The organism is Lacinutrix sp. MEBiC02595 (assembly GCF_053601555.1).
In genome coordinates this window covers 229,163-242,480 of record NZ_JBSHNU010000184.1, presented here as the reverse complement: position 1 = coordinate 242,480, position 13,318 = coordinate 229,163, and the positions used below count along the sequence as shown (strand labels likewise).

Genomic DNA, 13,318 nt, shown 5'->3' with positions numbered 1-13,318 from the left:
CAAGAAAAACTTAACAATAGACCTCGGAAAATAATAGGTTATAAAACTCCTCAAGAAATTATGGATTTTGAACTAAAAAATGTAGCTTAGTATAAACTAAAAAAAAAGCAACGTTTGTTGCGTTAGAACCTTGAATGCAGCGAACTTTCCTGAAATAGGTTGACTAAAAATTAAACCTTTTAGCACTACACCTAATGAAAGACAAAAAACAACCCTGCCGAAAAAATTCCTACAAAAAAGTAGGTTTCGATTTAAAGCTTTTAATCATCGATAGGATTCAAAACGGACAAATCTCTGTAAACCATGCTTCAGAAAAATATCAAGTTTCAAGATCCTCCATTGATTACTGGTTAAAAAAATACAGTACTTTAGAGCAAAAGAAACTTGGTATGAGCAAAAAAGATGAAATCAAAAAACTTAAAGAACGTATCGAAGAGTTAGAATTTGTAAAAGACTTCCAACAGGACATTATTGCTGACATGGAGCTTATTACGGGAGTTGATATGTCAAAAAAGTCCTTACCCAAAACATTAGCAGACGAGATCGAAAAAAAGAAACAAGACCGTTTAAAAGAAAATGGTTGATCGAATGTTTTGGGATTAGTAAACAAGCTTTTTACAAACGCTTAAAATCGCATAAAATAAAGGAAAACAGAGCACAAATCGTTGTGAAAATAGTTAAAGACTATAGAGATGAATTTGGTCAAAAAACTGGAGGAATAAAACTCCATAAAGAACTCAAACCAAAAATGAAACTACTTGGAATCAAAATGGGTAGAGATAAGTTTTACAAACTTCTTAAAGCTAATAGACTCCTGGTTCCAAAGACTAAACGATACTTTATAACAACAAATTCTAAACATCATTTTTTCAAATACAAGAACCTGGTAAAAGACAAAGTACCAACTAGAGCAGAACAATTATGGGTAAGTGACATTACTTATATAAAAACGGAAAAGAAGCATTGCTATTTAGCGTTGGTTACAGACGCATACTCTAAGCGAATTATGGGTTATAAACTAGCATCACATATGAAGACATCACTTTGCACAGATGCGTTGACTATGGCTATTAAAAACAGGAAATATCCGAATCAAAAAATAATCCATCATTCTGACAGAGGAATACAATATTGCAATCCGGCATATACAGCGTTTGCTGAGAAAAACAACATAACCATAAGCATGACTGAACAATACGATCCTTATGAAAATGCCGTTGCAGAAAGAATCAATAGAACGCTTAAATATGAATACGAACTGAAACAAACCATAAAAAATATTAACTTAGCAAAGAAGATGGTAAAAAAAGCTGTGTGGATTTACAATAACAAAAGATTACATTTTAGCTTAAAATTAAACACTCCTAATTTCATCCATCTTAATCAAGGAATTGAATATCGCTCCTACAAAAAAAATAAAGAAAATTTAGAATATTTGACCTTCTAATTAACGAAAAATGAACACGAAAAAGGTCAACCTATTTCAGTATAATACACTTTTTGTAAAACTAAAAAACACCTCTTTATTTGCATAAAGAGGTGTTTTATTAAAATACGAATGTCTATTTATTTCTATAATTCTTTTTTAAGTGCTTCAATGGTTTTAGCCATTACTACACCAGGTAATTTTACTGGAGCTGCAACTTCTGCTAAGAATGTCCCTTTAACTTCTCCTGTTTTATAAGTTGTAAATCCAATACGGTATAAACCAGCAGTTAAAGCTTTTGTAGGACTTCCAACTTCACTCTTGTATCGTAATAAAGAATTATAACTTCTTCCACTAGGTTGTTTCGGCATTTCACTACTATCGTCATTGCTATCTAATTTAGTCCAAGTAGCATTTTTAGCAGCATCTCCAGTAATATCTTCTTTTTTAAAAATTGTAGAACGTTCTAATGTAATGTACGTATCAAAATAATCACTAGAAGACGCATTTTCTGTGTAAGCTTCTGAACGGATAGCTCCTTTAATTTTAGTTTTAGCTACCGGAGAAAGCATTCTTACACCTAGTTCTGGAGCCACAGCAGGAATCCATAGGTATATATAGTGGAATTTTTTACCATCTACTATTTCGTCTTCATTTCCTGCAGCCGCGTAACCTAAATAAGATATAACATCTGTATAAGGCACTTTAATTGTTTTTGGACCAATCTTTTTCTCGACAGAACTTCCAAACTTTTTTAATTTTTGAGCTTCTGCATTAAAAACACAACAGAAAGTGAATACGGATAATACTACTAATTTAATTTTCATGATTTTTTATTTAATTTATTAATTTAAAGACATTCATTATTTTAATTCGAAAGAGACAGTTACTACATGACTTTGCAATTTAGACGTGCCATAACTTTGTGCATATTGTTCGCTGGTGTTTTGGTCTACAATACCAACAACTTCACCAACCGTTTTATTCATTTTTTGAGCTAAAGCTTCTGCTTTTTCTCTTGCGTTATCCATTGCTTTTTTTGCAAGAGAGACTAATTCATCGTTTGTTAATTTATTGGCTTCTATCTCTGTATTAGTAATAGTCATCCCTGCTACTTTTAGATTTATAATTTTACGAACCTCTTCTTTATTCCCTGTTTTTAGAAAATAATATTCTGTAACTCTGCTTTGCCCATAAGACGAAGCAAACTCGTAATATGTGCTTCTACGAAACCTGCTAAAATCAATACCTAAATCTCCTAATTTATTAATGTAGTTGTTCTTTACGTCGCTTATAGAAGCTACTTCTACTTCGCCTTGCCCTTCATAAACAAGTATTTGCTGCAAAGCGATTAAAATAGTATAGCTATTATCCTCCACACTTGTTTCGGTTTCACCAACTACGGTAATGGTATTTCTATTTTCTTGCGCTATGGATGACACCGTGAATAACACTGCCATTAAAAAGATGAATTTTTTCATAATAATTTTAGTTTTAGTAATTTTTTAAAGTTTTAGTTTTTTTAGAAGAATAAGATAGAGGCAACAATCATCCAAGCACCTACAAATAGCCCTACAATTCCTAGTTTACCTTGTTTTGGAGCTAGTTTCTCTCTAAGTACCATTGCTTTTTCTTTAGCAGCTTCATTTTTAGATAAAACAAATTTATTAATAAGACTAAATCCTAACATAAACCCTAGAACAGCTTCTACGATACTTCCTGCTAATAAGGTTACCCACCAAATTGGGAATGTTGTAAGCCAACCTAAATTTAATATGGAAAAAATAATACCCCAAACACCATAAAAACAAAAAATAAGTCCGATCCAACCTTGGTAAGGTTCTATTTTTTCTAACAATTCTTTTGCGTTAGGTTTTTTGGATAATAATAAAGATGGTACTGCGATAAGGCTTAATAAAATAAGTGTAATTCCGAAAGTCATAATTTTGTTTTTAATGGTTAAAGTTTGTTTTGTTTTTAGGAAGGAAACACCAGTCATTTTTTATGTTATACGTTTATGGTGTTTCTTATTCTCTGGTACAAATTTATGCTAGAAGTCCCTTTGTTTTAACCCCGTTTTTAGTGAAAATCAATACCCTGAAAACAGGGTGTTTAATTATTCAATATTGATTTACAAACACTTAACACATCTGTTCTGTTTGTTTTTAAAATGAAATAACACGCAACATAATAGCCTATAAAGTATATTTTTCATTAAAACATTGAAGGACTTAACTTTGACAATAAGCAATAAAAAAGGGCTCTATTATAAAATAGAACCCTTGTATAGAATTAATGATATTAGATGTATACTATGAAGACACATAGCCCTTTTTAATGGCGTACTTGGTAAGACCGGCAAGGTTTCTAACATTCAGTTTTGTAATCAGGTTTTTTCGGTAACTTTCAATAGTATGCTTGCTCAAAAACAATTGGTCTGCAATCTCTTGCGTAGTAAATTCTTCCGCAATTAGCGAGATTACTTCTACTTCCCTTTTAGTGAGTTTGATTTCCTTTTCTTTATTCTTTTCAAATTTATTTTTCAGATAGATATCTTTTATTTCCTTTGAAAAATATTTTTCACCTCCTAAAATAGTGGCTATTGCTTTTAAAAATTCTTCCTTTTGAGCATTTTTCTGAAGATAACCATCTACATTACTTTCGATGAGATCATCAATAATTTTCGGTGAATTATGCATACTAACCACCAAAGTTTTTATATTCCTGTTCGTTTTTTTTATCCATTTATTCAAAGCAATACCATCTACTTCTGGCATAGTGACATCGGTAATTACAAGATCTATTTTTTCTTCTGTATTTATCGAAATATATTTCTGAACATGTCCGCCATGCTTTGCCGTAAATAGAATATTATAGTTGCTTTCCGTTTTTAGAATACTCAATAAACCATCTAAAAACATTTTATGATCATCGGCTATAATTAGGTTATGCTTCATTTATTTATGCTTTTAATGGGATTTCTATATGGATATTGGTACCTCTATTCGCTTTCGAATCGATATGCAATATGCCATTATAATTTTCAATTCTATTCTTAATATTCGTTAAACCGATGCCTAATGTAGTCTTGGATACATCGAATCCCATTCCATCGTCTTCATAAACGAAAAAGAGGCACTCATTTAAAAGATCTAATTGTATATCTATGGTTTTCGCCTTAGCATACTTCAGTGTATTGGTTGTTAATTCTTGAAAGATAGAAAATAATTCGTTTTGTAAAATCTTGTCTAGGCTATTAATCTTTTCTTCTTCATAAAAAGAAACATTAAATTGTATCTCACTAGCATCTTCCACCGTATGCATATATTCTTTGATTAAAAAAACGAAATCATTTTCTCTAATTTTTTTTGGCAACAAATTATGCGAAATGTTTCTTACTTGCTCATACGTATCGTCTAGCTGGCTATAAATTAATTTCAACTTATCTGGATGATTAGAAAGCTGACTAAATTGTAGTTTTATGGCCGCTAGATTACCACCAACACTATCATGCATTTCTTGAGCAATCTTTTTACGTTCTTGGTCTTGTCCTCTAATAGAGGCTTTAATTAACTTTATTTCCTGATCTTTCTTTAAGGAAATCACTTGCTGCTCATTAATCTCTTTCTCTTTTAAATTAAGTAAACCTTGTGCTTGTAGTTTTTGATAATAGATAATTAAAAGTCCAGCAATAGGAACTAATAATATGAAAAAAGCAACAAGAACGATGTATTTTATAGTCTTTTCTCTATCTAATTCTAAAGCTTTTAAAGCTTCTTTTTCTTTAAGCAATGCTATTTCATTTTTACGTTTTTCAACACCGTTTTGTAATTGTAATACCTTGTTTTCATTTTGTTTTGCAATAATAGCTTCTTGCAATTTATACTTTTCTATATCTGCATCCTTATTCTTAATATGCAAACTCTTATTTAGGTTTTCTATTTGTAATAATTTTATCGTTTTCTCTTTTTCTAGCGTTTTAAATTTAACTTCTAAACCGTTTATCTCTTTTTCCGTTTGCGAATTCTCGATAGAATCTTTTATCTTATAATAATGTTTTCCGTAGCTATATGCACTACGATGATCACCTTTTCGAATCGATAGTTTTTCTAACATAAGATAACTATTCATCTCAATATCTAAATTCCCAAGATTCAAGGCTTTAATTAAAGTATTAGAAAAAATTAAAAGCGCCTCATTATTTCTTTTTTCATTATATAATACAGTACCAATTTTACCTAAAATGATAAGTTCTAAATTATAGGATCTATTATCACTGCTAATTTTTTTTGCCTCGTAGAAAGCAGTAAGAGCTTTATCTGTTTCTCCTCTACTTAAATAATTATCTCCTATATTAATAATAACATTTACTAAGGCTTGTTTTCTATGGGTATCTTTCTCACAAATAATTTTTGCTTTCTGTAAATAGTCATTAGCCTTTTCATAATTAGAAAGCGACGAATAGATAGAACCTAAATTGATATAACTTCCTAAAATAAGTTCTTCATCGTTAGAAAACTTAATACATTTATCAAAAAGGGCTAAAGCCTCTTCCGTTTTGCCAAGCGTAACATACGTGCTTGCCAATCCGTGTAAATGCGTATAATACAAATTTGTTTCCTTATGTTTTTCACTGAGTTCAGCACCTTTAATATGCCACTTTTTACTTTCCTGATACAAGCCCTTATTTTTATTATTTAGAGCAAGTAGTTGATAAGACAATATGGTTAATCGAATCCCTAAAGAATCTTTAATATTCTTTTTACTTTTGAGTGCTTTATGAGTATAATAAATGGAGGAATCCATAGCTACGTATTTACTATGGTAGTACGCCAATAATAAATTGGTATTGGTTATCGCTTTTTCAGATTTAAAAGAACCTAATAGATGATGCGCTTCCTCGTATGCTTTTTCTTCAAAACCATTATTGAAATAATAAAAAAGCTGATCTATCTTTTCGCCTTCACTTTCTAAAATAGGTGTTGTTGTTTGTGCCATACCAATGGAAGTATAGCATACAAAGAAAAAAGCAAAAAAGTATCGGGACTTAAAAAACATGCACAAATGTAGGAATTGCAAACCTTATAAGCATCCCCGAAAACAGGGATTTATAAGTTTTTTTTTACAAAGTGTAAAATACGATTTACTAGAAGATTTATAGCGCATTACTGCTCATTTCAATAAACCATTTAAGCTAAAAATCTGGCAATTAAACCTTTAGAGTGACTAGTTGGAAGCACAGGGAAATCGAACCAATTTTGCAACTTTTCCTCAAAGCCTGCATTATTTAAATAGTTATGCAATGCTACGTTTAAACCTTTGGTATATTTAGGATGAGCTGCGCCTGTAGGATCTATATGGTATAAATCGTTTTGAGCAAATCCTTCAAAAACAGGTCCTGTTATTTCAATGCCGAATGCTTCTGGGTTTTGACCAATCGGACTATGAATAGTTGTTGTAAATTGATGCCAAAATGCAGACTGAATACAATTCCTTTCAAACAATTGACGTACGACTTCTAAAGAATCGATAGTCTCTTGTTCGGTTTGCGTTGGAAACCCATACATGAGATAAGCATGCACCATAATATTATTTTTAGAAAAATTATTGGTAACTCTAGCAACTTGTGCTATATCTACACCTTTTTTCATCTTCGCTAATAACCTATCCGAAGCTACTTCTAGCCCACCAGTTACCGCGATACAACCAGATTTTGCCATGACCTCACATAATTCGAAATCGAATGTTTTTTCAAATCGAATGTTCGTCCACCAAGTGATCTTTACATTTCTATCGATTAATGCTTTAGACAAAGCTCTTAGCATTTTAGGTGGCGCTGCTTCATCTACAAAATGAAAACCTGTAATGCCTGTATCTTTAATTATTTTTTCAATTTTATCGACTAAATCTTCCGCTGTAGTATTTTGATAATTTCCAATATAATCCAAGGTTACATCACAAAATGAACATTGCTTCCAGTAACAACCATGCGAAATAGTGAGTTTATTCCATCTGGCATCTGTCCACATACGATGCATCGGATTTACCACATCTAAAAAAGAAACATATTTATCAAAGGGCAATCCAGAATAATCTGGAGCAGGTAAATTTTTATGATGGTAAATGGTATTCGGAATTTTATTCTTGTAAACCACTACTCCATTTTCTAAAACGAAGGTTCGCTCTAATTCCGTAGCATCTACTTCACCTTCTAGATAACGGATGATTTTCAGCAAAGGGCCTTCGCCATCATCTAGGGAAATAAAATCTACGAATTCAAAAATTCTAGGATCTTCCAGTGTACGTAATTCGGTGTTACAATATCCGCCACCAAAAGCAACATGTATATCTGGAAAAAGTTGTTTGATAAATTGAGAACAGCGTAATGCCGCAAATAAATTCCCAGGAAAAGGAATGGTAAAACACACTAAAACAGGTGTGTGTTCTTCAATTTGAGCGACTAGAATATCTAGCATTTCTTCTTCGATAATAGTAGGTTGATAACTCAAAAAAGTATCTAGTTGATCAAAACTACTTGCCGAAGTTGCAATTTGCTCGGCATATTTAGTAAATGCAAAAAACTCATCGACATTGGCTTGAATAAAATCGCCTATTTCTTCAATAAAAAGCGTTGCGTAATGCTTTGCTTTATCAATAACTCCTATTTCTCCATCTTCCCATGTAATGGTCTTATTTACTTTAGATAAACGATGTCCTAATGGTAAAAAACCTTTTTCTAAGATGCTATTTGCCGTTTCTACATCTTGTTTTTGAAGAAAGGCAAGCACCACATCCACTCGAGAAATATACATATCCTTTCTTTTGTTCACTTCTGGATACTGAAAATTATCCAAATCGATAGCTTCTTGAAAAATAGCACGCAGAAAATCACTTCTAAAAACAGAAGTAAAAAGTTCAATACTTAAATCACAATGTGTAAAATTTATGGCATGCGTTTCTAGAAATCCTTTCAGATAAGCAGTTGCAGGATACGCAGTATTTAACTGCGTAAAAGGAGGTGTAATAAAAAGGACTTTAGATTGCATGTCGCAAAGATATAGTTCTTTAAAATAAATGTGTGGAAATAGGATGTTTTTATAGACAGAAAATTAGCGTGGTAGTATTCAGAAGAAAATAGTTACCTATGAGAAACATTCTAAACAAAAAAACAGACTGCTTACACAATCTGTTTTTTTAATTTAAATTTAGATAAAAAACTACAAAGCAAAATTCACATAAACAGACAAACGCTGTTTAGACTCTACATTATCGCCAAATAAACTTTGACTAATTGGTAACGTATAACTAGCACCGAAAATAAATTTATCTACTGCTAATTCGGATCCTATAGAAGCATTTAAAATGTTTCCATCGGTGTCTTCTAAAGTTTCGCCATACTGTGTTATCTTTTTGTATACATCTCCAGAAACACCTACAAATGGCATGATATTCATCTTTTCAGTTGCAAATGCACGATATAAATTAGTAGCATAACTAAACTGATTTCCAAACTGGTAATCGTTTTTATTTTCGCCCTTTAAGTAATAGCTAAAAAGCGTGTTTACACCATATTTATCTCCACCATAATTATAACCCAAAGAAAAAATACCGTCAACACTTCCGGTACCAACTTGAAAACCTGGATTAATATTATCTGTCAATCTTTCTTCAAACTTACCCGTTGGTAATTTAATACCTAAACCAAATTGTAAAGAATGTCCGGAAGCTTCTCGTTCGGTATTGAAATCCACTTTATCGTTATCTTGTTTTTTATAAAACGGTAATTTAAACCAACCAATAACGCTTGCATCTCCCAAACCGTTAATGTTTTCTTTAACATTATTAAAGTTTCTAGTTAAATCTTGATATGGCAAATTAGCACTAACATAAAAAGAATTACTAATTGGTATTTGTGCCCACAACTGGTAGGTATTAAAGCTTTCTTTACTGGTTGGTGAGTTTTCAAAAATACCATTTCTAGACTCAAAATTTTGATAAATATATCGTACACCAACAAAATTAGCATTGCTTAAGGTACCAAAACCAAAGCTTCCGCTACTTGTAGAGCATCCACATAAATCACAATATACTTTAAATGGTTCGTCATGTATGCATATTTTTTTTATCGTATCCGCTTGCACCAAATTGGTATGTAAAAGTACCAGTGCAAGTATTACTATTCCTGTTTTAAAATTCTGAAAAACGTTCATCTTCTAAAAATTCGTTATCTGTTAATGTTTTCAAGAAAGCAATTAAACTTTCTTTTTCGTAATTGTTAAGCGTGATACCATAGCTATTATCATCTCTTAAAAGAGAGGAATCTACATTACCATTATCTACGGCTCCAGCATCGTAAAAATCTAAAACCACTTCTAAAGTTGCAAATCGACCATCATGCATATATGGTCCTGTAACTTCAATATTTCTTAGACTTGGTACTTTAAACTTATATAAATCGTTAGGATCTTCAAGTATTTCAAAACGCCCAGTATCGTTTAACAAAGGGTTTACAGGAAGACCGTTATTTCTAAAAGTTTGATCGGTAAATAAATCTGTTGCATGGCAGGAAGTACATTTTTGCTGAAACGTATTTAATCCGTCCAACTCCATTGTGGTTAATGTTACGTTATCTTCTTGTCTAACATATTTATCATAGGTAGAATTAGAAGAGATCATCATTACCATAAACTGGGATAATGCTTTCAACATATTTTCGGTGCTTACTTCGCCATCTCCAAAAGCCCTTGCAAATTTTTCTTGATATTGCGAATCTGCACTTAATTTTTCAATAATATTACTTAGGGTTTCTCCCATTTCTATTTCACTAGTAATAGGAATAATAGGTTGTAAATCTAAATGCGAAGCAGAGCCATTCCACATAAATGAAGTTTGATAGGCTAGGTTTTGAATAGGTTGTGCATTTCTAAAACCGATTCCTCCATTTACACCATGACTTAAATTATGCCCGTGATGTGTAAATGCAAAAGCTTGTTCATGACAAAAAGCACAAGCGATTGCCCCATTGGAAGACAGTTTTCCTTCGTAAAATAAATCTTTTCCCAATTCAAAACCAGCTTCTGTAAGCGGATTATTATCTAGGTTATATGCCATTTCTGGAAAATTTTCAGGCCATTCTACTTGTATTGGAACTGGAACGTATACTTCTGTTTCGGAATCTTTACTACACGACGAAACGAGAAAGCACACGAATAAAAAAAGAAGTACTCTTTTCATATTTTAGGTGTTTATTAAAATCAAGGAAAACAGCATTGCTTTCCTTGATTTTTAGTTACTAATTAATCGTTGTGTACGTGGTGTACTGAAAACATAGTATTAATGTTATCTGCTATAATAGGGGTTTCATTTACATCTGTATGCACTTGGTCATAACCATCTGCAAAGTTTGCCGTTGTTGATCCGTCGAATATTTTAGCAATATCTGCTTTAATATGTATTTCTGGTGAAGCGTCTTCTCTTACTAACACGGTATTTGGAAATGCTAAAGTTACTTCTCGATAATTATCTAATGAAGTACCAACACTTCCCATGTGTACATTTAATGGTTCCTCTGTAAGTGTTGCGGTAGAAAAAGTACCATCCAGTTTTATAAATTTATAACCAGAAGCCCAATTCCACATCATTTCTTCGTCGGAAGCCGCGTCTAAAAAATCACCTTGTCCGTCTGCTCCAAGCGCAAAACGATCTTGATCTATACCAACACCAAAGGTTACAGAAACATAATCTGCAGCATCTACATCGTTTAAAGTAATCCAGATTTCCCCAGCGTTATTTCCATCGGTTTCATTAACTATAAAAACATTATCTTCTGTAGGATACATAAAAGTGTTCCCTTCGTTATCTGTAAATTGTACGTTGCTGATAATATATTTTAACGTTTCTAGTTGAAAAGATTCGTTATTAGACTTGTTATAGGTAGTTCCAAAGATAAAGTCTTGATCTCCTACTCCGTTATCGAATTTCAAGATTACCTCTCCGGATTGCCCTGATAAATTTTCAGAATCGCCATTATCATCATCGGATGAACAAGATATTATTGTTGCGCATAGTAGTAATGCAAATGTATATTTGAATAATTTCATTTTGTATTATTTTAAATTTCATGTATTGTTGTTGTGTACCAAAAAAACGTAAAGACTATTGCTAGTAATTCATACTTAGTTTACGCTATATTTCTAATACATAGAAACATGCTTAAATAAGAATTTAAAGTTCATTTGGCAAAGACTATAAAAGTCTAATTCTAAAAAATAAAATTATACCATTGGAGGTTTAAAATGACTATACGCAAAAGAATAGGCATAGTTTTTAGTGTGGGAAAAAGATAGTTCTCTGTTCTCTAAAAAGAAAACCGTATGAAATGCTACGGAAGGATATTCGTTATAATAAACAAATGTAAAAGCTTCCGCTAGACTAGAAATAGCATCGTTGCTATTGTTATCATTAGAAACTGGTTGTAGTTGTTTTGCTAAATGACACTTACCATTACATTGCAGTGTAGGTTTGTCTTTATTAACACAATAAGTTTCTACAATATAATCAATATTAAGCTCGTAGTAAAGTACTTGACTTACATAATACATTGGCTTAAACGCAAATGCAAATAGCAATATGAATATAAATATTTTTTTCAGCTTAAAAATTTTATACAAATATATTTCTTTAGATTAGAAATATATAAAAAACGTGCATTTAAAAACAAAAAAAAAGCGACGTGTACGTCGCTTTTTTTTATGGTTTTAAATATATTAAACATTGATTTAGTTCTGGGTTTTGCTTCACAAGTGATTCTATAAATATTTTAAGTTCCTCAATTTCATAAGGTAATAATCTATTAATAGCTTTTTGCACTTCTTTACAAAACAAACTAGCATCAAAACTCACTTTATTAAGTACGGTTTTAGTGTACTCAAACATTGCTCTTGCCATAATTTAATTAGGTTTAGTTGTAAATAAAAAGTAGAAATGTTCTATAGGCTGTATGTGTTTTATTTTGATTAAATATAGTAAAAAAGTACATTGTATTTCTATTTAAACAAAACTTTAACACAGAATTATTATTCACTAAAACCTATTATCTCCATCTAAGAGATCTCCAATTCCGCCAAGAATACTGCCTTCTCCTTTACTCTTTCCTCCTGAACTTGGTGCGCTTGCTAATACTCTTCCTGCCAATCTGCTAAAAGGTAAAGATTGTACAAAAACGGTTCCTGGACCTTCTAATTTTGCAAAGAATAAACCTTCGCCTCCAAAGACCGTATTTTTAATACCACCAACAAACTCAATATCATAATTTACGGTTTGGTCAAAACCAACAATACATCCGGTATCTACTCGTAAGGTTTGTCCTGCTTTTAATTCTTTTCTAGCCATGGTACCTCCTGCATGCACAAATGCCATACCATCACCCTCTAACTTTTGCATGATAAAACCTTCGCCTCCAAATAAACCTCTTCCTAATTTTTTAGAAAACTCTACGCCTATACTTACACCTTTAGCTGCACATAAAAATGCATCTTTTTGGCAAATAAATTTCCCTCCAAATTCGGTTAAATCAATAGGTATTATTTTTCCTGGATAAGGAGAAGCAAAGCTCACGTTACGTTTACCAGTTAGATCATTATAAAAAGCGGTCATAAACAAACTTTCTCCAGTAAGAATTCTTTTTCCTGCTCCTAAAATCTTTCCTAAAAACCCAGTGTCTTTTTGTGAACCATCACCAAAAATAGTCTCCATTTTAATGCCATCATCCATCATCATAAAACTTCCAGATTCTGCAACAACGCCTTCCTGAGGATCTAACTCAATTTCTACGTATTGCATTTCTTCTCCATAAATGCGGTAATCTATTTCGTGTGCTGTCATAATATTATT

The 13,318-nt window shown here is 31.9% G+C and carries 14 protein-coding genes; 2 read left to right on the top strand and 12 right to left on the bottom strand.

All coding sequences use genetic code 11. The features are described from left to right. Positions 1-194 precede the first annotated feature (194 nt). The gene (locus tag ACVCZW_RS05760) at positions 195-584 is read left to right on the top strand and encodes a helix-turn-helix domain-containing protein (protein WP_452228253.1); all 390 of its coding nucleotides are present in this window, start codon (positions 195-197) and stop codon (positions 582-584) included. Further along, positions 581-1,447 (top strand): IS3 family transposase, encoded by an 867-nt coding sequence (locus tag ACVCZW_RS05755; protein WP_452231889.1) that lies wholly within the window; start codon positions 581-583, stop codon positions 1,445-1,447. Before ACVCZW_RS05760 ends, ACVCZW_RS05755 begins: the two co-directional genes overlap by 4 nt. Positions 1,448-1,572: 125 nt before the next feature. Here the strand turns inward: ACVCZW_RS05755 and ACVCZW_RS05750 are convergent, their stop codons facing one another. The 12 genes from ACVCZW_RS05750 to ACVCZW_RS05695 all read right to left on the bottom strand — a co-directional run bounded on the left by ACVCZW_RS05750 (position 1,573) and on the right by ACVCZW_RS05695 (position 13,309). Then, positions 1,573-2,253, bottom strand: a complete 681-nt coding sequence (locus ACVCZW_RS05750; protein ID WP_452231888.1) for a Lipl32 family lipoprotein — start codon at positions 2,251-2,253, stop codon at positions 1,573-1,575. 36 nt (positions 2,254-2,289) lie between these two features. Further along, positions 2,290-2,907: an SIMPL domain-containing protein gene (locus ACVCZW_RS05745; protein WP_452231887.1), complete on the bottom strand. Its 618-nt coding sequence runs from the start codon at positions 2,905-2,907 to the stop codon at positions 2,290-2,292. A 41-nt stretch (positions 2,908-2,948) separates the two neighbouring features. Then, the gene (locus tag ACVCZW_RS05740) at positions 2,949-3,425 is read right to left on the bottom strand and encodes a hypothetical protein (RefSeq protein ID WP_452228762.1); all 477 of its coding nucleotides are present in this window, start codon (positions 3,423-3,425) and stop codon (positions 2,949-2,951) included. A 313-nt stretch (positions 3,426-3,738) separates the two neighbouring features. Continuing rightward, entirely contained in the window at positions 3,739-4,383 is a 645-nt protein-coding gene (locus tag ACVCZW_RS05735) for a response regulator transcription factor (RefSeq protein ID WP_452228763.1), read from the bottom strand. A gap of 4 nt (positions 4,384-4,387) precedes the next feature. After that, positions 4,388-6,424, bottom strand: a complete 2,037-nt coding sequence (locus ACVCZW_RS05730; RefSeq protein WP_452228764.1) for a tetratricopeptide repeat-containing sensor histidine kinase — start codon at positions 6,422-6,424, stop codon at positions 4,388-4,390. A 191-nt stretch (positions 6,425-6,615) separates the two neighbouring features. After that, on the bottom strand, positions 6,616-8,472 hold the full coding sequence (locus tag ACVCZW_RS05725) for a B12-binding domain-containing radical SAM protein (protein ID WP_452231886.1): 1,857 nt from the start codon (positions 8,470-8,472) through the stop codon (positions 6,616-6,618). A gap of 171 nt (positions 8,473-8,643) precedes the next feature. After that, positions 8,644-9,636 carry a hypothetical protein gene (locus tag ACVCZW_RS05720; protein ID WP_452231885.1) on the bottom strand — a complete coding sequence of 331 codons (993 nt, stop codon included), beginning with the start codon at positions 9,634-9,636 and terminating at the stop codon, positions 8,644-8,646. Beyond that, complete coding sequence (locus ACVCZW_RS05715; protein WP_452231884.1) at positions 9,614-10,660, bottom strand: cytochrome-c peroxidase; 1,047 nt, start codon at positions 10,658-10,660, stop codon at positions 9,614-9,616. Before ACVCZW_RS05715 ends, ACVCZW_RS05720 begins: the two co-directional genes overlap by 23 nt. A 62-nt stretch (positions 10,661-10,722) precedes the next feature. Further along, the gene (locus ACVCZW_RS05710; RefSeq protein WP_452231883.1) at positions 10,723-11,526 is read right to left on the bottom strand and encodes an MbnP family protein; all 804 of its coding nucleotides are present in this window, start codon (positions 11,524-11,526) and stop codon (positions 10,723-10,725) included. 174 nt (positions 11,527-11,700) lie between these two features. After that, positions 11,701-12,027, bottom strand: coding sequence for a hypothetical protein (locus ACVCZW_RS05705; protein ID WP_452228769.1), 327 nt, complete (start codon positions 12,025-12,027; stop codon positions 11,701-11,703). A 148-nt stretch (positions 12,028-12,175) separates the two neighbouring features. Then, positions 12,176-12,373, bottom strand: coding sequence for a hypothetical protein (locus ACVCZW_RS05700; protein WP_452228770.1), 198 nt, complete (start codon positions 12,371-12,373; stop codon positions 12,176-12,178). A gap of 135 nt (positions 12,374-12,508) precedes the next feature. Beyond that, complete coding sequence (locus ACVCZW_RS05695) at positions 12,509-13,309, bottom strand: TIGR00266 family protein (protein WP_452228771.1); 801 nt, start codon at positions 13,307-13,309, stop codon at positions 12,509-12,511. Between the last annotated feature and the right edge of the window lie 9 nt (positions 13,310-13,318).

What these genes read in the sequence shown, in the direction of transcription:
- ACVCZW_RS05760 (WP_452228253.1), top strand. Translation starts at nt 195, where the DNA reads ATGAAAGACAAAAAACAACCCTGCCGAAAAAATTCCTACAAAAAAGTA.
- ACVCZW_RS05750 (WP_452231888.1), bottom strand. Translation starts at nt 2,253, where the DNA reads ATGAAAATTAAATTAGTAGTATTATCCGTATTCACTTTCTGTTGTGTT.
- ACVCZW_RS05745 (WP_452231887.1), bottom strand. Translation starts at nt 2,907, where the DNA reads ATGAAAAAATTCATCTTTTTAATGGCAGTGTTATTCACGGTGTCATCC.
- ACVCZW_RS05740 (WP_452228762.1), bottom strand. Translation starts at nt 3,425, where the DNA reads ATGACTGGTGTTTCCTTCCTAAAAACAAAACAAACTTTAACCATTAAA.
- ACVCZW_RS05735 (WP_452228763.1), bottom strand. Translation starts at nt 4,383, where the DNA reads ATGAAGCATAACCTAATTATAGCCGATGATCATAAAATGTTTTTAGAT.
- ACVCZW_RS05730 (WP_452228764.1), bottom strand. Translation starts at nt 6,424, where the DNA reads ATGGCACAAACAACAACACCTATTTTAGAAAGTGAAGGCGAAAAGATA.
- ACVCZW_RS05725 (WP_452231886.1), bottom strand. Translation starts at nt 8,472, where the DNA reads ATGCAATCTAAAGTCCTTTTTATTACACCTCCTTTTACGCAGTTAAAT.
- ACVCZW_RS05720 (WP_452231885.1), bottom strand. Translation starts at nt 9,636, where the DNA reads ATGAACGTTTTTCAGAATTTTAAAACAGGAATAGTAATACTTGCACTG.
- ACVCZW_RS05715 (WP_452231884.1), bottom strand. Translation starts at nt 10,660, where the DNA reads ATGAAAAGAGTACTTCTTTTTTTATTCGTGTGCTTTCTCGTTTCGTCG.
- ACVCZW_RS05710 (WP_452231883.1), bottom strand. Translation starts at nt 11,526, where the DNA reads ATGAAATTATTCAAATATACATTTGCATTACTACTATGCGCAACAATA.
- ACVCZW_RS05705 (WP_452228769.1), bottom strand. Translation starts at nt 12,027, where the DNA reads ATGTATTATGTAAGTCAAGTACTTTACTACGAGCTTAATATTGATTAT.
- ACVCZW_RS05700 (WP_452228770.1), bottom strand. Translation starts at nt 12,373, where the DNA reads ATGGCAAGAGCAATGTTTGAGTACACTAAAACCGTACTTAATAAAGTG.
- ACVCZW_RS05695 (WP_452228771.1), bottom strand. Translation starts at nt 13,309, where the DNA reads ATGACAGCACACGAAATAGATTACCGCATTTATGGAGAAGAAATGCAA.